The following is a 19,968-nucleotide window of genomic DNA, read 5'->3' on the forward strand; positions in this document are numbered from 1 at the left end:
CCGTCGTGAACGACACCCCCGCACCGCTCAGCCAGCCGGAGGTCCAGGGTTTCGCCGCCCTGGCCGCCCGGCTGGCGGAGAACGTCAACGCGGTCGTGCTGGGCAAGCCGGAGGTGGTGCGGTTGGCGTTGACCGCCCTGCTCGCCCAGGGGCACGTGCTGCTGGAGGACGTGCCCGGGGTGGGCAAGACCACCCTGGCCCGGGCGGTGGCGGCGACCGTGCAGGGCCAGTGGCGGCGCATCCAGTTCACCCCGGACCTGCTGCCCTCGGACGTCTCCGGGGTGACGATCTTCAACCAGGCCACCCGGGGTTTCGAGTTCCACCCGGGGCCGGTGTTCGCCAACATCGTCATCGCCGACGAGATCAACCGGGCCTCGCCCAAGACCCAGTCGGCGCTGCTGGAGGTGATGGAGGAACGGACGGTCACGGTGGACGGTGTCCGGCACCCGGTGCCGCAGCCGTTCCTGGTGGTCGCCACCCAGAACCCGGTGGAGATGGACGGCACGTACCGGCTGCCCGAGGCCCAGCTGGACCGGTTCCTGGTGAAGCTGTCGGTGGGCTACCCGGACGAGGCGGTCGAGGTGGAGGTGCTGCGCGGGGCGACGGTCCGCTCCCCCGACTCGCTGCAACCGGTCACCGACACGGCCACCGTCGGGGAGATGGTCCGGATGGCCCGCCGGGTGCACATCGCCGAACCGCTCTACGGGTACGCCGTCCGGCTGGCCACGGCCACCCGCCAGCACCCGCAGGTACGGGTGGGGGTCAGCCCCCGTGGGGTGATCGCGTTGACCCGGGCGGCCTGCGCGTACGCGCTGATCGACGGCCGGGGGTGGATCATGCCGGAGGATCTGAAGGCGCTCGTCGAGCCGGTCTTCGCCCACCGGCTGCTGCTCACCGCCGACGCGCAGGTGCGCGGGGTGACCGCCGCCGAGGTGCTGCGTCAGGCGGTGGCGTCGGTGCCGGTGCCGCTGCCGTCGGGCCAGTCGACCCCGTCGCACGGCTGACCGGGCCGGGATGGGGTTCACCACCCGGGGCACCGGGCTGCTCGTCGCCGCGACCGCGTTGCTCGGCACGGGGTGGCGGTTCGGCTATCCGGAGCTGACCGTGTTGGGGGCGGCGGGCGCGGTGGCGGTCGGGCAGGCGGTGCTGGGCGCGGCCCGACGCCCCCGGCTGGTGGTGGACCGGGTGGCCGATCCGGACCGGGTGGCGGTGGGCGAGCCGGCCCGGATGACGCTGACGGTGCGCAACACCGGCCGGCTGCGGGTGACCAGCCTGCTGGCCGAGGACCGCTGCGCGGGCCGCCCGGTGCCGGTGCCGTTGCTGCGGTTGCGCCCCGGCCGGGACACCACCCTCGGGTACGACGTGCCGACCCGTCGACGCGGGGTGCTGCCGGTGGGGCCGTTGCGGGTGACCCGCCGCGACCCGCTGGGCCTGTGCGCGGCGACCCGCGCGTACGGGCCGGCGACGGTGATCCGGGTGCATCCCCGGGTGCACCCGTTGGTGGCGGTGCCGACCGGCGCGGGACGCAGCCTGGACGGCCGGGTGGACGGGGTGCCGCACGGGTCGATCACCTTCGACTCGTTGCGCGAGTACGTGGTGGGCGACGAGTTGCGCCGGGTGCACTGGCGGACCAGCGCCCGGGTGGGTGAGCTGATGGTGCGGGAGAACGTGGACACCTCGCTGCCCCGGATCGTGGTGCTGTTGGACAACCGGTCGACCGCCCACCCGGACCGGGTCGGCGGGGTGGCCGCGTCGTTCGAGGCGGCGTGCGAGGCGGCGGCCTCGCTGGTGGTGGCCGCGTTCCGCCAGGACCTGCCGGTGGTGTTGGTGCTGGTCGACCCGGCTGACGACCGGGCCACCGACCCGCCGCTGGACCGGCTGGCCGCGGTGACCCTGACCGGCGACGACCCCGGCGGGGTGCTGGGCGCGACGCTGACCGGGCTGCGCGGGGACCGGCCCGGCGACACGCTGGTCTTCCTCACCGGCCCCGGTGGCCGCGACGACGTGGGGCGGGTGGGCGCGCTGCGCGGGGCGTACCCGTCGGTGCTGGTGGGGGTGCTGGGGGCGGCCGGGCCGACGCCGACGGCGGCCGGGCCGGTGGTGCTCGACGCGGTCGACGGCGCGACGTTCGCCGCCGCGTGGGACGCGGTCCGCCGATGGTGACGGTGACCGACCCGCACGACGGGCCGACCCCTCCGCGCCGCCCCGACCGCCCGGAGGCAGCCGGCGACGGACCGGTCGGCGACGGACCGGATCGCGCGGTGGCCGGCGACGGCAGGCCGGCCGGCGACGGGCGGGACCGCGCGGTGACCGGCAATGGCGGGCCGGCCGGCGGCGGGCGGGAGCGGGCGACGGGCCGGGTCGCCGGGCGGCTGCTCCGGGCCGCCGTGGTGCCGACGGCGCTGGTCGCCGCCATCGGGCTGGCCGGCGTGGTGCTCAACCGGGTGTACGCGGGTGACCTGCTGATCCGGCTGGTGTGCGGCGCGGCCCTGGGCGCGGTGCTGGTCAGCGTGGCGACCCGCCGGTTGCCCTCCTGGCTGGTGGCGCCGCTGTCGGTGGCCGCCATGCTCGGCGCGACGGCCTGGTCGGTGCGGCTCGCCGCCGACCACGCCGATCTGCCGGGTGGTTTCCTCGACGTGACCGCCGACGCCGCCGGCAACGCGGTGCCCCGCCTGCTCACCGCGATGATCCCGGTCGAGCCGGCGCCGGACACGGTGCTGGTGCCGGTGGTCGCCGCCTGGTTGGCCGGGCTGGCCGGTGCCGAGGTGGCGCTGCGGGCCGGGCGGGTGCTGCTCGGCTTCCTGCCGGCCACGTCGCTCTATGTCGGGGCCGTCTACGTGGTCGGCCCGAACGCGGGACCGGCGATCTGGCCGACGGTGGCCTTCGCCGGGCTGGTCGCGGTCGCCCTGGCCGGCGGGCGTGCCTCCGGCGCGGACCCGACCGTCGGCCTGCCACCGGGCGTCCGGGCCACGGTGCGGGTCAGGGCGACGGCGGTCTCCGCCGCCGGGGTGGCGGTGGTGGTCGGGCTCGCCGCCCTGCTCGGTCCGGTGCTGGCCGGATGGGTCGACCACCGGCCGGTCGACCCACGTCGTTACGTGCCACCGCCCCGGGTGGAGTCGCTGGACGAGAACCCGCTGATCCGGATCTCCGGGTGGGCGTTGGACCCGCAGCGCAAACTGCTGGACGTGTCGACCCGGGCCCCGGCCGGTGGGCCCACCACGATCCGGTTGGCGGTGCTCAGCGACTACGACGGGGTCACCTGGCGGGTCGGCGCGACCTACCGCACCGCCGGGCGGGTCCTGCCCGTCACGGACCCGGGGCCGGGGGTGGTGGACACCGTCCGGCAGGAGATCACCGTGGCCGGGTTGACCGGCCGCCTGCTGCCGGCGGTGGCCACCCCCCGGTCGGTCGACGGCGCGCGGGTGGCGTACGACCCGGAGAGCGGGACGCTGATCCGACCGGAGGGGCTGGTGCCGGGGTTGACGTACACGGTCACCTCGGCACGGGAACAGCCGGAGGCGAACCTGCTCGGCACCGCCGACGTACCGGCCGGTGCGCAGGTGGCCCGGGTGCTGCGGGTGGCCGACGGGACGCCGGAGCCGTTGCGCCGGCTCGCCGCCCAACTGGCCGAGGAGAACGGTGCCCCGTACGCGCGGGCGGCGGCCGTGGAGCAGTTCCTCGCCGAGCACTACCGGCTGGTGGCGGACGCGCCGAGCGGGCACGCGTACCCGAATCTGGAGTTCTTCCTGTTCGGGCCGCGCGGTGGCGGCGGTCAGCGGGGCACTTCGGAGCAGTTCGCCGCCGCCTTCGCGGTGCTGGGCCGGTTGACCGGGCTGCCCACCCGGGTGGTGGTGGGGTTCACCTCCCGGGGGGACGGGCCGGTCCGGGCCGCCGACGCGTACGCCTGGCCGGAGGTGCTCTTCTCGGGGGTGGGGTGGGTGCCGTTCGACCCGCGGCCCCGCCCCGACAGCACGCCCCGTCCGGTGGAGGAGGATTTCCGTCCGGCACCGCAGAGCCCGCCGCCGTCGGAGGTGCCCGAACCGACCCTGACCCCGCCGACCACCCCACCGGCGGTGGCCGCACCGGGCCGGGAGGTCGAGGACCGCGGCGGGCGGACGCCGCTGCTGGTGGGGGCCGGCACCGGCGGCTTGCTGCTGGCCGGGGTGGCCCTGGGGGTGCTGGCCTGGCGCCGTCGGGCGCAGACCCGGAACCGGCTGACCCGGGGTGACCCGGGCACCCGGGTCGGCGGCGCGTGGCGGCACACCACCGACGCGCTGCGGCTGTCGGGACGGCCGGTCGGCGGGGAGCTGTCCGCCACCGAGATCGCCGACCGGGCCCGGCAGGCCCTCGCCGAGGACGCCGGCCGCGCCGGGGGTTCCCGTCCCGCCGGGAGTTCCGGCCGTGGCGGGAACTCCGGCGGCGGGGACCCGGTGGGGCTGGCGGAGCTGGCCGGGCTGCTCAACCAGGCGGCCTTCGCCCCGGGCACGCTGACCGACGCCCAGGCCGACCGGGCGCGGCGCATCGCCGAGGAGTACGCGACGGCGCTGCGGGCGGCCCGTCCGCGCTGGCGGCGGCTGCTCTGGTCGGTGCGTCCCGGCCCGCTGCGCTGGCCCCGCTGACCACCCGGCACGGTCCCGCGACCCGGTGACAGGCGAGCGGCTCACCCCGGGCCCGCGCGGCATGCACGGCGGCGGCCGGTGGTCGACCACGACGGCGGGTGGCGGCGACCACGAGAGCGGCGGCGGGGTGGCGACCACGCCGGCGGGGGTGGCGACTACGGCGGCGGCGGGGTGGCGCGCAGCCGGCGGACGAGTTTGCGCAGGCCGGCCTGCCAGCCGTCCGGGTCCTCGGCGCGGCGCACCGCGTACCCGGCGACCTCCGGGTGGGGCAGGATGAGGAAACGCTCCTCGGCCAGCCCGGCGACCACCGCGTCGGCGACCTGGTCGGGGGTGAGCACCGGGCCGGAGGCGGCGATCACCCGGGCGGCCAGGTGGCCGGTGGCCAGCCCGTCGGCGAGCATCGGGGTGTCCACCCCCTGCGGGCACAGGGCGCTGACCCGGAGGCCCTGGTCCCGGTAGGTGATCGCCAACCACTCGGCCAACCCGACCGCCGCGTGTTTGGTGGCGGTGTACGGGGCGTCGCCGACCGCCGTCAGCACCCCCGCCGCCGAACAGGTGTGCATCAGGTGGCCACCGCCCCGGGCCAGCATGCCGGGCAGCACGGCGCGGGCGGCGTACACGTGGGCCAGCACGTTGACCCGCCAGGCCCGGTCCCAGTCGGCGTCGGGGGCCTCGATGCCGACGCCGGTGGCCACGCCCGCGTTGGCGCAGAACAGGTCGATCCGGCCGTACCGTCGCTCGGTGTCGGCCACCAGGTCGCGGACCTGGCCCTCGTCGGCGGCATCGACGGCGACCGCCCGGGCGACCGGGCCGACGGTCTGCGCCACTGCGGCGGTCGCCTCGGCGTCCAGGTCGGCCAGGACGACGGCGGCGGCCCCCTCGGCGGCGAAGCGGCGGGCCAACGCGGACCCGATGCCGCCCGCGCCCCCGGTGATCACCACCACCCGGTCGGTCAGGTTCATCTCAGTGCCGTCCCGTCGGCTGCCCGCTGCGGCGCGCGTCCGCCCCGCTCCCCGGGGCCGGCGGCGCACCGGCCCGGCCGTCCAGGGCCGGCGGCGGTCCCAGCCGGGCGATCACGTCGCCCAGCGCGGCGGCCCCGCCGGCGGCCAGCTCCGGGGTGGGCAGCAGGGCGAGCACCGGCACGTCCACCCCGGCGTCGGCGTAACGGCGGACCTGGTCGCGGCAGTGTTCGGGGGCGCCGTGCAGGATCAGCGCGTCGACCAGCTCGTCCGGGACGGCCGCGGCGGCGGCCCGCCGGTCACCGGCGGCCCAGGCCGCCCAGACCGGGCCGAGCACCGGCTCCCGCCCGAGCCAACGGTGGAACTCCGCGTACGCGGGGACGGTGAGGTAGCTGGTGATCAGCCGGCGGCCGAGAGCGCGGGCGTGATCGGCGTCCTCGGTGGGGCAGACGAAGATCCGGGCGACCACGTCGAAGCCCGGGCCGCGACCGGTCAGCTCGGCGCGGACCCGGGGGACGTCGTCGGCGGCCAGCCAGTTGAGGATCACCCCGTCGGCCTCGGCGGCGGCGAGCCGCAGCATCCCCGGACGCAGCGCGGCCAGCAGCAGCGGTGGTGGGCTGGCCGGCGGGCGCTCCAGGGTGAACCGGCGCACCCGGAAGGTGTCGAACGCCCCGTCGACCGTCTCGCCCCGCAGGGCCGGCCGGAGGAACCGCAACAGGTCGCGGGTACGCCGGAACGGTTCGGTGTAGGGCACGCCGTTCCAGTCCCCCACCACCACCGGGGAGGACGCGCCGATGCCCAGCGCGAACCGGCCCGGGGCGGCCTCGGCCAGCGCCGCCGCGCTCATCGCCAACAGGCCCGGCCCCCGGGTGAAGGCGGGGGTGATCGCGGTGCCCAGCCGCAGCCCGGGCTGCCAGGCGGCGGCCAGCGCCAGCGGGGTGAACGCGTCGGTGCCGTTGACCTCGGACGACCACAGGTCGGTGAAACCGGCCCGTTCGAGGGCCGCGTAGCAGGCGGCGTGCTCGGCGAGCGGGACGCCGGTCAGCGGCACCGTGAAGCCCCATCGGTTCGTCATCCGGTCGATGGTGCCCGCTCGTCCCCGGCGGAACAAGGGTGGATCGTCGCGTTGTCCGTCCCCGGGTCCGGCCGGACTGCTGCTGACCCCTGGTGGGCGGGGCCGACGGCAGCTGCGGGCGATCATGACGGGCGGCGACCAGGCCGCCCCGCTGCGGCGTACCGGGGCCGGCGCAGGGCGCGACCTTCCTGGAGCTCTTCTTCGACCTGGTGTACGCCTTCGCGCTCACCCACAGAACCCGCCGCCCCACCCCTCTAACCACCCCACCCGGCCCACCCCACCCCACCGCTGCGGTCCCCGGTGATCAAGAGGTTCACGTCAAGTTCGATCATCAACATGACACAAACTTCTTGATCACCGGGGATAGCGGCAGCAGCGGCGGGGCTGCCCGGGGTGATGGGGGTTTGCCGCGGAACGCCTCGCGTACCGCCGCTGTCCGGTCGTCCGGGTACGCCGCGTCCATGGTCACAGCCTGGCATCCGGTTTCGCCGGGGTGGGGCCGGGTACCCGCGGCGGGCCGAGGAGAGGGGGCGGTCGCCAGATGGCCGGGTTGATGCTGCGCAGCACCGCGTTCACCGATCACGACCTGCTGCCGGGGCGGTTCGCCCGGGACGGCGGCAACGTGTCACCGCCGTTGCAGTGGTCCGACGTGCCGTCGGCGGCGACCGAGTTGCTCCTGCTGGTGGAGGACCCGGACGCCGGGCGCAGCCCGTTCCTGCACTGGCTGGTCACCGGCATCTCCCCCACCTCGGACGGGATGGGAGAGGGGGCGCTGCCCGAGGGTGGTCGGGAATGGCCCAACGGCTTCGGCACGACCGGTTGGGGCGGGCCGCACCCGCCGCAGGGCGAGGAGACGCACCGGTACTTCTTCCGGCTGTACGCGCTGGAGCGTCCCCCGGACCTGGCCGACGAACCGCAGGCGGCCGACGTGCACGCGGCGATCGCCGGCCGGGGACTGGCCAGCGGGACGATGGTGGGGACCTACCGCCGTTAGCGGCGACGCCACGACGGCCGGGACCCGGACGTCGACCCGTCGGCGAGCCCGTGGACCGCCGACCGGTGGCGCAGGGCCGCCGTCAGCCCTTCCAGCGGGGCACCAGGCGGTGCACGGAGAGCAGCACCAGCGCCGCCACCACCCCCATGGTGCCGGCGATACCGGCGGCGCTGCCGGCGTACCCGATGAACAGGGGCCGGCGGGCCAACTCGTCCACCGGCACCTGCTGCTGGTCGAGCAGACCGGACAGGGCCAGTCCGCAGCCGAGGACGGCGAGCAGGCCGCCGACGCCGAGCACGCTGGCGGCCACCTTGTGCGCGTCGTCCGGGGCGACCTGCGCCTGCTCGTGCTGGAAGATCAGCAGGAGCAGGCCGGCCAACGCCGCCCAGACCCCGACGACCAGGAACGCGGCGATCGCGTCGCTGGGCCGGTGCCAGCCGGCGGAGAGGGTGGCGACCCCGGCGACGGCCGCGTACGCGACCCCGAGGAACGCCCCGAGGACGCGCACCTTGGCCGGGAGCACCAGGATCAGCGCCAGCGCCACCGAGGCGGCGATGGTGGTGTGTCCACTGGGCAGGCTGTTGCCGACCGCGTCGCGTTGCGGATCGATACCGAGCGCCGGCCGGTCGATGACGTGCTTGAGCACCTGGGTGGTGACGTTCGCCCCGGCGATCAGCAGGGTGGCCGAGATGGCGAGCGCCTTGCGGCCCCGGATCAGGGCGATGAAGAAGATCACCACCATGGCCGCCAGCAGGGAGACCACCGACATGGCGTTGAGGATCCGGTTGACCGGCCCGTCGATGCGGTCCTGGCCGATCCGGTTGCCGGTCAACGCGACCGTGTCGAGCCACTGCCCGGTGCCGGTGTGCACGGCGAACCGCCACACCAGCAGGAAGGCCGCCGTCTGGGCCAACGCCAGCACGACCAACCAGACCGCGGTCCAACCCCTTGCCGTCGCTCGCACCCGCACACCGTAGCGGCATGCCCGGCACGTCGCGCGGGGGCCCACCGGCTCGACCCGGATACCTTGACACCCGGACCACGGGAGGTGACGGTGACCGGCACACCGCAGCACGGACGACCGACCCGGCAGCCGCCGGCCGGTGACCCGCCAACACCGCAGGGGCCCGCACCGCAGGGGCCCGCACCGCACGGGCCCGCACCACAGCCGCCGACACCACACGGGCGGGAACCGCAGTCGGCGGCACCGGGGTCGGCGGTCGGGCAGCCGGCGGGGCGGGAACCGGCGGTGGCGACGGACCAGGCGGAGTCGTTGGCCAGCCTGCTCGGTGGCCGGGGCGGCGCGGTCGACGCGACCCTGCCGCCGGTGGCGTTCACCATCGGCTGGCTGGCCACCGGACGGTCGGTCGTCGGCGGGGTCGCCGTGGCCGTGCTGGCCGGCACGGCAGTGGCGCTGTGGCGGTGGCGGCGCGGGGACCGTCCCCGGGCGGTGCTGATCGGGCTGCTCGCGGTCTGCCTGGCCGCGGTGGTGGCCCTGCGCACCGGCCGGGCGGCCGACTTCTTCGCGGTGCAGGTCTTCTCGAACCTGGCCAGCGCGCTGGTCTGGATGGTCAGCATCGTGGTGCGCCGACCGCTGCTCGGGGTGGTCGTCGGCGCGGCGTTGCGACAGCGCGGGCGGTGGCGGCGCGACCCGGCGCTGCTGCGGGCGTACGGGCGGGGCAGTTGGGTGTGGGCGGCGACGTACGTCGTGCGGGTGGCGGTGTTCCTGCCGCTGTGGCTGGGCGGGCAGGTGCTCGCGTTGACCGTGGCCCGGGTCGCGCTGACCTGGCCGCTGGTGGCGGCGGCGCTGACGGTGAGCTGGGTGGTGATCCGCCGGTCGCTACCGACCGGTCATCCGGGGCTGCGACACCCGGTGGAACCCCGCTGAGGCGCGACCGGAGGGCCGGGGTGTGGCCGGGGGTGGAGACGTTAATGGAGAGGCCGCCACGGGGGGAGCGGCCTCTCCGATCAACACGGTACTCCGTCAGGTGGCGTCGCGTTATCCCGCGCGCCCTCTTTTTTCACGGCTTTCCCGCCGAGGCGGGGAAGGGGGATGGTGGGGTGGGCCGGCCGTTCCGCTGCGTCGGCCGGACGGTCGACCCACCCCCGGCCTGACCGTGGGAATCAGGCCGCCCGCCGACCGGGCGTCCGCTCCCCCGGGCCCGGTCGGCCTCCGGGTGGGCGGCGCCGCGCCACCCACCCGGCAGGGTCAACTCAGCCGTTCGGGAAGAGCATCCCGTAGTCCGCGTACGCCATGGCGATGTCGGACTGGGCCCAGAACCGGTGGTAGTTGAACGTCGGCTCGGGGCCGCCCTTGAGGTACGCGTCGACCTTCGGCCAGTCCGGGTCGTTCTTGTAGAACGACCGGATGTCCAGGAAGCTCTTGCCGGCGGCGATGGTGTCACCGTTGGGCATCTTCCCGGTCCAGCCCGGCGGCACGTAGAGACCCTGGCCGTCGGTGGCGTTGTAGACGTCGTCGAAGCGCTTGTAGTCGCCGCGCGTCTCCGTCGTCGAGACACCCTTGCTGTCGCTGGCCGTCGAGAGCGCGTCCAGCAGGCCCTTGGCGGTGGTCTTCGCCTGGGTGTTGCCGGACTTCGCCGCGTACGCGATCAGGGTCCGGGCGAGGGAGCCGGTGACGCCGACGTCCTGGCCCGTGGACATGACCTCGACGTGCAGGCCGGTGTTGGCCGCCGGGCTGCTCGGGTTCCAGTTGGCGGGCTGGCCCGTCCACTTCAGCTCGGACGGGACCGACCAGTTGGTGCCCAGCTTGGTGTTGGCGATCGCCCACGGCACCCACTTGTCGAGCAGCGCCTTGGCCTTGGTGTTGCCGGTCTCCAGGTAGAGCTCGGCGATGCGCTGCATCGACCAGACCTGCATGCCGAACCACTGGTTCGACGGCGGGTCGTTGTAGACCGGGTCGACGTCGTAGAACATGCCGTAGAAGGTGGCGGTGCCCGACGGCGGCTGGGCGTAGCTACCGTCCCAGCTGTTGGTGGCGCCACCGGCGATGCCGCCCTCGGCGGACTGGAGCCAGGTGTAGAACTCCAGCTGCCGGTCGAGGCTCTTCTGCCAGTCCGCGACCGCGGTCGGGGACTTCGGCTTCAGCTCGTTCACGTTCGTCATCGCCCAGGCCGCGAACGGGTTCTGGTAGCCGAAGTGGTTGTGGCTGGAACCGATCCGCCAGGACCAGCCCGCGCTGGCGTCGTACGCGCCGCCCCAGGCGTAGTACCAGGACAGCAGGTAGTGCGCCGAGTCCTTGCCGGTGCCGGCGGGGCAGGTGCTGGCCCCGACACAGTTGCCGATCTTCTTGAAGTACTTGTCGTACATCGCGTACCGCAGGTAGTCGCCCATCTTGGCGGCCTTGGCCACGGTGGCCGCGACGTCGGCCTGCTTGCCCTGCGCCTTGGCCCAGGTCTGCGCCCAGTACGCGGCCTGGATGGCGCGGGCGTCGGCGTCCGGGGCGTTGGTGTACTTCCACTGCTTGGCCGGGGCGCTCGAGTCCTTGACGAACAGGTCGAGGTAGCCGTACTGGCCGCCGTGCTTGAAGGTGTCGCAGGACGGCTGCGGGATGGTCTCCCAGACCGACTCCTGGGTGCCGCGCTGGAAGGTGTTGATGTACGCCGGCTTGGTGGTGCCGTCACCGCAGCGGCCGAAGCCGTAGGTGTTGTCGACGTCCATCAGCCAGTGCATGCCGTAGATGTCGCCGGTGCCGTAGGTGGACTGCAGCTCCGAGCGCAGCGGGTCCTGGCCGACCGGGACGCTGGCGTTCAGCGCCGACGGGTACTGGCTGGGCAGGTTGTACTCCGCGGCGTACTGCGGGGTGCCGGCGGAGCCCGCGGTGGGCTGGTCGGCGTGGGTGGGGATGATGTACTTCTCCATCACCGTCCACGCGTTGTTGAACGGGGCCCAGTTCTGGGTCACCCGGCCGTAGTAGGCCTCCAGCCACAGCCAGTAGCTGAACGCCTCGGAGGTGGTCTCGTGGCCGTGGTCGGGCGCCTCGACGATCAGCGTCTCGATCGAGTGGTACGGCACGCCCTCGGGGCTGAAGTAGCCCGAGTTCTTGATCTTGCCGTACTGCTCCAGGAACTTCGCCACGTAGGCGTTGTCCCCACCGGGGGTGTCGTTGTCGATCTCGGTGGCGGTGACCACCACCGAGGAGACTCCGGTGCCGGCCGCGGTGATGGTGGCGGCGCCACCGGCGGTATCGGTGTCCTCCGCCGCGGCGACCGTGACGGTGACCCCGGTGTTCCAGTTGCTCGGGGTCAGCGTGACGGTGGACGGCGAGACCGTGATGTCGGTGTCACCGGCGCGGGTGAGGGTGACCGGCACGTTGCCCGAGGGCGCGGCGCTCAGCTTGAGGTTGAAGGTGGTGCTGCCACCCTCGTTGACGCTCACCGTGGACGGCGTGGCGACCAGCACCGGGCCGGTGGCGGCGCCGACGGTGAACGACTTCTCGGCGACGCCGATGCCGTTGGCGTTGTCGTACGCCTTGGCCTGGACCGTGTAGCTGCCGGCCGGCAGCGAGGTCAGCGTGTAGCCGTACGGCGCGGAGGTGTCCGTGTTGACCAGCAGGCCGTTGCGGTAGAACTCGACCTTGCTGATCGTCCCGTCCGGGTCGCTCGCGGTGGCGGTCAGCGGCACGTCGGCCGGCGCGGTGAACGGGCCGGCGGGCACGCCGAGGGAGACCGTCGGCGGCTGGTTGGCCGGAGTGCCGTTGCACGGGGTGCCGTTCAGGGTGAACGACGTCGGCTTCGGGTTGCTGCCCGAGTAGGAGCCGTTGAAGCCGATGATCGTGGAGGCCCCGGTGCCGAGGCTGCCGTTGTACGACTCGCTGTTGGCGGTGACCTCGCTGCCGCTCTGGCTCCACTTCGCCGACCAGCCCTGGGTGACCCGCTGGCTGCTGTTCGGGAAGGTCCACTTGAGCGACCAGCTGCTGAGCGCGTCGCCCATGTTCTTGATGGTGACGTTCGCGGTGAAGCCGCTGCCCCAGTCGTTGGTGGCGTAGACCACGTCGCAGGCCGGCGCGGCCTGGGCCGCGCTGGCCGGCAGGCCAACCCCGCCGATGGCGAGTGCGGTGGCGGCGAGCATCGCCGTGCGGCGACGTCTTGCCATGAGTCTCATGTGCGCGGTGTCTCCTCGGACCGGGCCGGGGCTGCGGGCCCCGGCGGAGGCACCTCCACGCGCGGATACAGGGGTGCGCGGGGGGACGGAGGCGCCGGAATGGTGGTCGGTCCGGCCGGTGGGCCGGGGCAGGGACGGGGTACGGCCGCTCAGACCGGCCGTGCCGTTCCTTCGGGTGCCGTCCGGGAGACCCGGATGCCCTCGGCGACCCATCACTCGCGCGTGCTTGGCTCCGCTGCGTTGATTCGACAGTGTGCCATGGAAGCGCTCCCACAACAACTACCAGTATCGAAACGCAGGTCGATGTTTCGATCTCGTTTAGGGGCTTTCACAAAGCCGTGACGGGCGTTACAGTCGCAGCATCGCCGATGGGAGCGCTTCCATCGACGGAGATGCAACAAGTGAAGGTCAGAACCGTGGTCGCCCGACCACGGGGTTCAGCCCGAACGGCTGACGACGGGCCAGCCCGGACACCGTCGCCAGCCATCACCCACCATCACGGAGGGAGGTGGAACCAGAGCCACTCGCGTGGCCCGGCTCCCGCGCGACACGCATGACCGGACGCCAATTCGAGCGTGCGTGTGTGCAACACAGGTGGGGACGGGGGTTGCCCTCCCCCGTCCCCACACTAAACCCCCGTACTCGACAGGAAAAGAGGCCGACGGGTCAGGCGTGCGCGCCGCCCGGCCGGCCTCGATCGCTATCTGCCCCTCGGCAGTTGGGCCGACCGTCCCTCGACGGCGCCCGCCACACTCCCGATTCCCCATCCCGGCCGCCCACGCGCGCGGCCCTCTAGGCTGGCGGTCCGCCCCCGTGGCGGCCGGGCCGTCGCACGCCCGCGCTGGGAGCGCTCCCGGCCGTCGGGGTGGCCCGCACCCTGAGGAGAAAGATCCATGTCGATACTCACCCGGCGACGCCTGCTGCGGCGCGCCGCGCTCTCCGCCACCGCCACCGCCGGCGCCGGGCTCTCCGCCGCCACCGGTGCCGGTGGCCTGATCGCGGCCACCGGCGCCCTCGCCGCCGGCTGTGACACGCCGAAGGGTGGCGACCCGAGCGCCGACCCCACCGCGGAGCGGGTGCGATTCCCGCACGACTTCGGCTGGGGCGCCGCCACCTCGGCGTATCAGATCGAGGGTGCCGCGAAGGAGGACGGCCGGGGCGAATCGGTCTGGGACACCTTCAGCCACACCCCCGGACGTACCCGCAACGGTGACACCGGGGACGTGGCCGCCGACCACTACCACCGCTGGGCCGACGACCTGGACCTGATGCGCGACCTCGGGCTGCGCAGCTACCGGTTCTCCATTTCCTGGCCCCGGATCCAGGCCGACGGCACCGGCAAGCCCAACCAGCGCGGGCTCGACTTCTACAGAAGGGTCATCGACGGGCTGCACGAACGCGGCATCGCCCCGATGGTCACCCTCTTCCACTGGGACCTGCCGCAGGCGTTGCAGGACGACGGCGGCTGGGAGAACCGGGACACCGCCCACCGGTTCGCCGACTACGCCAACGCCGTCTACCGGGGCATCGGCGACCAGGTGCCGGTCTGGCTGACCATCAACGAACCCAAGACCGTGGTGCAGAACGGCTACCTCTGGGGCCACCACGCCCCGGGCCGGCAGGACGCCGACGCCGCCTACCTGGTTGCCCACCACCTCCAGCTCGCCCACGGCCTCGCCGTCCGCGCGCTGCGCGCCACCGGCTACGACACCCGGATCGGCCCGGCGCTGAACCTGCACCCGTGCTACCCCGCCGATGACAGCCCGGCCGCCGCCTCTGCCGCGACCCTGCACGACGGGTACGAGAACCGGCTCTACCTGGACTCCATCCTCACCGGGGCCTACCCGGCCGACGTGCTGGCCGACCTCGGCCCGGACAGCCGGATGGTCAAGGGCATCCGCGACGGTGACCTGGCGATCATCGCCAGCCCGGTCGACCTGCTCGCGGTGCAGTATTACACCCCGCTCTACCTGACCGGCAACGGCAACACCGTCACCCGCTGGCCCACCAGCGAGGCGGACTGGCAGCAGATCTACCCGCAGGGCATGTACGACACCCTGACCCGGGTCACCCGCGACTACGGACCGATCCCGATCACCGTCACCGAGAACGGCCTGCCCTGCCCGGACACCCTCGGCCCGGACGGCACCGTCGACGACCCCGGTCGGATCGCCTTCCTGCGCGACCACCTCGCCGCCGCCCACCGGGCCATCGCCGACGGCGTACCACTGGAGAGCTACCACGTCTGGTCGCTGCTGGACAACTTCGAGTGGGCAGAGGGATACGAACAGCGTTGGGGGCTGGTCTATGTGGACTACCCGACCCAGCGGCGGGTCCTGAAGCGCAGCGCCCACTGGTACCGCCAGGTCATCCGGGACAACGGCCTGTAGGGCCGTCGGCCGGGAAACGGAAGACACCACCGGCACGGCCGGACCGCGTGGGGGCGGTCCGGCCCGGCAGCCGACGGGCACCGTCCTCGTAGCTCCGCACCGGTGCCCCCGGCCGTCCCGCCCCGCGCCGGGTCAGCGGGGCAGGGCCTGCTGGAGTTCCGCGCGCAGCGCCGGGGTCAGCATCTCGCCGGCCTGCTTGGCCAGCCGGGCCATCTCGTAGCCCACCACGCCGACGTCCGCGTCCGCGCCGGCCAGGGTGGCCAGGATCGAACCGTCGCGGATCTGCATCACCAGGAAGTAGCCCCGGCCCATCTCGACCACCGTCTGCTTGACGATGTCCCCGTCGAACATCTGGGCCGCGCCCGCGGTGATGCTCATCAGCCCCGAGGTGACCGCCGCCAACTTGTCCGCGTGGTCCCGGGGCAAGTGCGCCGAGATCGCCACCAGCAGACCGTCCGAGGAGACCACCACCGCGTGCGCCACCCCGGGCACCCGCTCCGCGAACGCGTTGACCAACCAGTTCAGGTCACGCGCCTCCTGGCTCAGTGTCATCACTGTCGTCCTCCTTCGCTGCGCGCACCCGGCGGCAAGATTAACTCGGTGGTCTCCTCGGCCTCGGCACGGCGCACGCCGCTGTAGAGCCGCGACAGCATCCCGCCCACCGCCTCCGGGTCCAGGTCCTCGCGCACCCGCGCCGACGATGGCCGGGCCGGCTCGGTCACCGAGGTCAACTGGGCCATCGGCACCCGCACCGGCAGTCCCCGGTCGTTGGTGCCGCCGGTCACCGGGGTGAGCGGCGGTGCCGGAGTGCTCTTCCCCAGCGACACCGGCGAGGACGGGGCCGGCCCCTGCCGGGACCACCAACCGCCACCCTCGTCGGCCGGGGCGGGGGCCACCGGCGCCAGCACGTCCGCGGCGCGAACCGGCAGGGTGGCCGGCAGCCCGGGCCGCTGGTCCGGCACCCCCGGCCACTGTTGCGGGGGCCGCCCGGCCACCGGCAGGTCGGCCGGGCCGACCGGCCCGGACTGACGCGCCGCCTCGACGCGGCGGGGCACCGGGTCGACCGGGGCGAAGGTGGTGAGGGCCCGCTGCCCGGCGGGCGCGTCCAGCTCCACCGCCGGAGCCGGCGCGAGCAGGGTCGCCGGCAGCGCGATCCGCGCCACCAGACCCTGCCCCGCGGCCGTCAGCCGCACCCCGACGCCGTGCCGTGCGGCCAGGTGGCTGACCACGAAGTGACCCATCCGCTCGATGGCCGCCACGTCCGCCGCCGGTGGCGCCGCCAGCACCGCGTTGGCCTGCGCCAACGCCGTCGGGCTCATACCGAGGCCGGCATCGGCGATCTCCACCACCGCACCACCGCCCTCGGCCCGCGCGGTCACCTGGACCGCGGTGTCCGGCCGGGAGAAGGCGGTCGCGTTCTCCAGCAGCTCCGCCATCAGGTGCACCAGCTCGCCGACGGCGTGCCCGACCACGTACAGGTCGGCCACCGACTCGTGGCGGACCCGCTGGTACTGCTCGATCTCGGCACTGGCGGCGAGCAGCACCGCGCCCAACCGCACCGGTCGGTTCCACCGGCGGGTGGACTCGGTGCCGGCCAGCACCAGCAGGCTCTCGTCGTTACGGCGCATCCGGGCGGCCAGGTGGTCCAGTTTGAACAGGTTCTCCAACTGGTCCGGGTCGGCCTCCTCCCGTTCCAGGTCGTCGAGCAGCTCCAGCTGCCGCTCCACCAGCACCTGGCTGCGTCGGGCCAGGTTCACGAACATCGCGTTGACGGTACGCCGGGTCTCCGCCTGCTCCACCGCCACGCTGACCGCGCTGCGGTGCACCGCCACGAACGCCTCGGCCAGCTCGCCGATCTCGTCGAGCGACCGGACCACGGCGGGCGGCACGTCGATCTCCGGCACCCCACCGTCGACAGCACGCAACCGGTCCAGGGCGTGCGGCAGCTCGACCTGGGCGATCCGCAGGGCCTGGTCACGCAGCCGCTGCATCGAGTTCGCGATCGACCGGCCCACCAGCACGGCGAGCAGCACCGCCAGGGCGAGCACCACCACGACGCCGCCGAGCACCAGCAGGGTGGTGCGCAGCTGGGCGCCGCTGACCTCGTCGGCCCGGACCACCGCGTCGTCGAGCACCCGGGTCTCCAACTGCCGCAGCAGCGCCTGCCGCTGCTCGCTGGCCGTCCACCACTGGTTCGCGGGCAGCACCGCAGGCAGTGCGGTGCTGCCGGTCGCGATGCTCTTCTCCTCCAACCGGGTGGCGTCGACGAACGCCCCCTCGCGGGAGGTCCGGTCGTACGCCTGGATCTGGGCGGCGGTCGCGGCGACCCGGAACGCGCCCAACGCGGCCAACTGCTGGGCCCGCAGGTCGGTCAGGTTCACCTGGTCCTCCAGGCCGTACCGGCCGGCCCGGCCGGCGGCGTACAGCTGGCCCCGGATTCGCGACGACAGCTCCTTGACCCGGGCCAGCTGCACGTAACGCAGCACCACATCGGTCAGCTCCGGCCGGTCCGGCCCGGGGTCGGGCTCGGCGAGCAGCCCGAGCAGCGCCTCCACCGCCCGGTGGTAGTTACCGAGGATGGTCTCGCTGCTCAGCACCGCCGGCGGCACCGCCGCCCGGATGTAGACCACCTGGTCGTACGCCTCCAGCGCCTCCGCGTAGGCGACCTGCCAGGCGGCGTCGGAGTCGGCCAGCGGGCCGGCCGCCTCGCGCAGCGCGCCGACGGCCGTGTCGGTGGCGGAGTGCAGCGGCCGCAGGGCGAGCAGTGCGGCGTCCCGGTCGGCGGAGGTGCCCGCACGGCGCAGCGCCGCCAGTTCACCGGCGGTGCGGTCCCGTTCCTGCTGGAGGCGGTCCACCGCCGTGGTGATCTGCTGACCGATGCCGACCTGCCGGGCGAAGTCGTTGAGCGCGGTGGTCCGCCCGACCAGGCCGGTGGCCTGCACCCCGGCCAGCACCAGGAACGCCACCGACGGGATGACCAGGACGGTGGCGAGCTTGGTCCGCATCCGCCAGTCCCGCAGCCGCAACGGCGAGCGCCGTCGATGCGGCACGACCCGCTCGTCGAGCCGGTTCCGACCCGGCGACTCCGCGCTCGGTGTCGGGTCGGGACCTGCGTCCACGTCTCGCCTCCTCGGTCCCCGTCCCCACGACGGGGGGCCCGGTCCATCCAACCAGGCCAGACACCAGTGTCAACGGGTCGACGGGGCATCCGGCCGGGCGGACGTGCCGGACCCGGCGGTCGAGGTCGGCAAGGGGTCCTCCTCCGTACGGCCGGTGCCGCCGAGCCGGTCCGCATCGGGCACCCGACCCAGGGCGACCAGCGCGGCGCCGGTGGCCCCGATCTCCCGCTCCGCGCGGTGCCGGACCGGTCGCGGCGCGAGCGCCGCGGCGAACGCCGTACGCCACCACGCGGAGGCGGTCACCGCTCCCCCACCGAGCACCACCTCGACCGGGGAGTCGACACCGGACTCCAGCACGGCGAGGTCGTCGGCGACCATCCGGCACAACCCGGTCATCAGGCCGGCGAGGATGTCCACCCCGGTGCTGGAGAAGCTGAGCCCGCGCAGCTCACCGGAGCCGGCCGGGGTCAGACCGGGGGGCCGGTCCCCGCCCAGCCGTGGATTCACGGAGAGCAGACCGTCCGGGGACAACCGGGCCAACGCCGCGTCGAGGTCGGCCCCCTCGGGTAGCCGCAGTTCCCGGTTGGCCCAGGCGAACAGGTTCCCCCCGGACGAGTACGCCGCGCCGGTCACCACGTACTCGTGGTCCACCCGGTAGCGCCACAGCGAGGCGGGCAGGGGCGGCAACGCCGTGGCGGCCGGGACCCGCTGGATCAGCCGTACCGCGGCCGACGTGCCGACGGTGACCGCCGCCCGGCGGGGGTCCACGCAGCCGGAGCCGACGTTGGAGGCGGCCCCGTCACCGACCGGGGCGGCCCAGTCCGCCTCGGCGAGTTGCGGCCACCGCCGGGCGTGCGCGGACCGCAACCGGCCGTGCCAGTCCATCGGGGCCAGCTCGGGAAGCTCGCCCGGCCGGACCCCGGCCAACGCGGCGGCCTCGGCGTCCCAGTCGAGCCGACGCAGGTCGAGCAGGCCGGTGCCGGAGGCCATCGACACCGACATCGGCGCGCTGTCGAGCAACTGGCCGAGGATGTACTCGACCAGGCCGGCGAACCGGGTCACCCCGGTCGTCCGGTCCCGCAGCCAGGGCAGCCGCACCGACCAGTAGCAGCGGTGCCACCACGCTCCGGTACGGCCGTGGAAGTCCTCGGGATCGGCCGGGCCGGTCGCGCCGGTGGCGGGTGCGGGCCGGGTGTCCAGCCAGGTCAGCACCGGGCCGAGCGGGTCACCGGCCCGGTCCAGGGGCAGCACCGAGTGCCACTGCGCGCAGACCGCGACCAGCCGGACGTCGCGCAGGTGACCGGCGGCGGCCAACTCGTCCAGACACTCGGTCAGGCCGGCCAGGTAGGCGGCGGCGTCCAGGGTGCCGGCACCGTCCTCGGTGACCGACAGGTGCACCCTGCGGCGGGCCAACGCTCCCGGCAGCGGATCGGCGTCGGCGTCGAGCACCAGTCCCCGTACCGAGGAGGTGCCCAGGTCGAGAGCGAGAATGTTCATCGCGGGTCACGCTACCCGGCGCTGCCGGTGGGAACGCCCTTCCCCGCCGCCCGTGCGCCGCCTAGGGTGTCGTTATGCCCGCGCACCTGACCTGCTGGTGGCCCGCCGACCCGGCGGCCATCCCCCGCGCGTAGCTCTCACGCGGCCGCCCCGACGAGGCGGCCGACGGATACCTCCCCGGCACCGGGGCCGCC

Annotated in this window: 12 protein-coding genes and 1 pseudogene; 6 read left to right on the forward strand and 7 right to left on the reverse strand. The window is 74.4% G+C overall.

What is annotated here, in order from left to right; all coding sequences use genetic code 11:
• The first annotated feature begins 5 nt into the window (after positions 1-5).
• From GA0070216_RS00250 to GA0070216_RS00260, 3 genes are read left to right on the forward strand one after another with little or no spacing between them, the layout of a single operon-like run.
• On the forward strand, positions 6-1,004 hold the full coding sequence (locus GA0070216_RS00250; protein WP_091238711.1) for an AAA family ATPase: 999 nt from the start codon (positions 6-8) through the stop codon (positions 1,002-1,004).
• Between the two features lie 10 nt (positions 1,005-1,014).
• Positions 1,015-2,163 (forward strand): DUF58 domain-containing protein, encoded by a 1,149-nt coding sequence (locus tag GA0070216_RS00255; protein WP_091237227.1) that lies wholly within the window; start codon positions 1,015-1,017, stop codon positions 2,161-2,163.
• A complete protein-coding gene (locus tag GA0070216_RS00260) occupies positions 2,157-4,619 on the forward strand; it encodes a transglutaminase domain-containing protein (protein ID WP_091238714.1) in 2,463 nt (820 codons plus the stop codon). The genes GA0070216_RS00255 and GA0070216_RS00260 overlap by 7 nt, the downstream gene beginning before the upstream one ends.
• A gap of 155 nt (positions 4,620-4,774) precedes the next feature.
• Here the strand turns inward: GA0070216_RS00260 and GA0070216_RS00265 are convergent, their stop codons facing one another.
• Positions 4,775-5,581, reverse strand: coding sequence for an SDR family oxidoreductase (locus GA0070216_RS00265; RefSeq protein ID WP_091237228.1), 807 nt, complete (start codon positions 5,579-5,581; stop codon positions 4,775-4,777).
• Positions 5,582-5,678: 97 nt separating this feature from the next.
• Positions 5,679-6,653: pseudogene (locus GA0070216_RS00270) on the reverse strand (LLM class F420-dependent oxidoreductase); the annotation flags it as partial.
• 541 nt (positions 6,654-7,194) lie between these two features.
• Here GA0070216_RS00270 and GA0070216_RS00275 point away from each other — a divergent pair.
• On the forward strand, positions 7,195-7,647 hold the full coding sequence (locus GA0070216_RS00275) for a YbhB/YbcL family Raf kinase inhibitor-like protein (RefSeq protein ID WP_091237229.1): 453 nt from the start codon (positions 7,195-7,197) through the stop codon (positions 7,645-7,647).
• A gap of 82 nt (positions 7,648-7,729) precedes the next feature.
• Here GA0070216_RS00275 and GA0070216_RS00280 read toward each other — a convergent pair whose 3' ends face one another.
• Positions 7,730-8,617, reverse strand: coding sequence for a phosphatase PAP2 family protein (locus GA0070216_RS00280; RefSeq protein ID WP_176738774.1), 888 nt, complete (start codon positions 8,615-8,617; stop codon positions 7,730-7,732).
• 279 nt (positions 8,618-8,896) lie between these two features.
• Here GA0070216_RS00280 and GA0070216_RS00285 point away from each other — a divergent pair, with 279 nt between their 5' ends.
• A complete protein-coding gene (locus GA0070216_RS00285; protein WP_091237230.1) occupies positions 8,897-9,535 on the forward strand; it encodes a DUF3159 domain-containing protein in 639 nt (212 codons plus the stop codon).
• 326 nt (positions 9,536-9,861) lie between these two features.
• On the opposite strand, the gene GA0070216_RS00290 is transcribed toward GA0070216_RS00285, so the two are convergent.
• Positions 9,862-12,768 carry a glycoside hydrolase family 48 protein gene (locus GA0070216_RS00290; protein ID WP_091237231.1) on the reverse strand — a complete coding sequence of 969 codons (2,907 nt, stop codon included), beginning with the start codon at positions 12,766-12,768 and terminating at the stop codon, positions 9,862-9,864.
• Positions 12,769-13,661: 893 nt separating this feature from the next.
• Here GA0070216_RS00290 and GA0070216_RS00295 point away from each other — a divergent pair.
• Positions 13,662-15,158, forward strand: a complete 1,497-nt coding sequence (locus GA0070216_RS00295) for a GH1 family beta-glucosidase (protein ID WP_091237232.1) — start codon at positions 13,662-13,664, stop codon at positions 15,156-15,158.
• 132 nt (positions 15,159-15,290) lie between these two features.
• Here the strand turns inward: GA0070216_RS00295 and GA0070216_RS00300 are convergent, their stop codons facing one another.
• From GA0070216_RS00300 to GA0070216_RS00310, 3 genes are all read right to left on the reverse strand, one after another.
• Positions 15,291-15,710, reverse strand: a complete 420-nt coding sequence (locus GA0070216_RS00300) for a roadblock/LC7 domain-containing protein (protein WP_245722227.1) — start codon at positions 15,708-15,710, stop codon at positions 15,291-15,293.
• On the reverse strand, positions 15,710-18,277 hold the full coding sequence (locus tag GA0070216_RS00305) for a sensor histidine kinase (protein ID WP_245722228.1): 2,568 nt from the start codon (positions 18,275-18,277) through the stop codon (positions 15,710-15,712). Before GA0070216_RS00305 ends, GA0070216_RS00300 begins: the two co-directional genes overlap by 1 nt.
• Positions 18,278-18,346: 69 nt before the next feature.
• Positions 18,347-19,774, reverse strand: coding sequence for an FGGY family carbohydrate kinase (locus tag GA0070216_RS00310; RefSeq protein WP_091237234.1), 1,428 nt, complete (start codon positions 19,772-19,774; stop codon positions 18,347-18,349).
• Positions 19,775-19,968: the final 194 nt, after the last annotated feature.

This window comes from Micromonospora matsumotoense, from assembly GCF_900091525.1.
Taxonomy (GTDB): Bacteria; Actinomycetota; Actinomycetes; order Mycobacteriales; family Micromonosporaceae; genus Micromonospora; species Micromonospora matsumotoensis.

Excerpts from the sequence above, each read along its gene's own strand:
- GA0070216_RS00255 (WP_091237227.1), top strand. The coding sequence starts at position 1,015 with ATGGGGTTCACCACCCGGGGCACCGGGCTGCTCGTCGCCGCGACCGCG.
- GA0070216_RS00260 (WP_091238714.1), top strand. The coding sequence starts at position 2,157 with ATGGTGACGGTGACCGACCCGCACGACGGGCCGACCCCTCCGCGCCGC.
- GA0070216_RS00265 (WP_091237228.1), bottom strand. The coding sequence starts at position 5,581 with ATGAACCTGACCGACCGGGTGGTGGTGATCACCGGGGGCGCGGGCGGC.
- GA0070216_RS00275 (WP_091237229.1), top strand. The coding sequence starts at position 7,195 with ATGGCCGGGTTGATGCTGCGCAGCACCGCGTTCACCGATCACGACCTG.
- GA0070216_RS00290 (WP_091237231.1), bottom strand. The coding sequence starts at position 12,768 with ATGAGACTCATGGCAAGACGTCGCCGCACGGCGATGCTCGCCGCCACC.
- GA0070216_RS00295 (WP_091237232.1), top strand. The coding sequence starts at position 13,662 with ATGTCGATACTCACCCGGCGACGCCTGCTGCGGCGCGCCGCGCTCTCC.
- GA0070216_RS00300 (WP_245722227.1), bottom strand. The coding sequence starts at position 15,710 with ATGACACTGAGCCAGGAGGCGCGTGACCTGAACTGGTTGGTCAACGCG.
- GA0070216_RS00310 (WP_091237234.1), bottom strand. The coding sequence starts at position 19,774 with ATGAACATTCTCGCTCTCGACCTGGGCACCTCCTCGGTACGGGGACTG.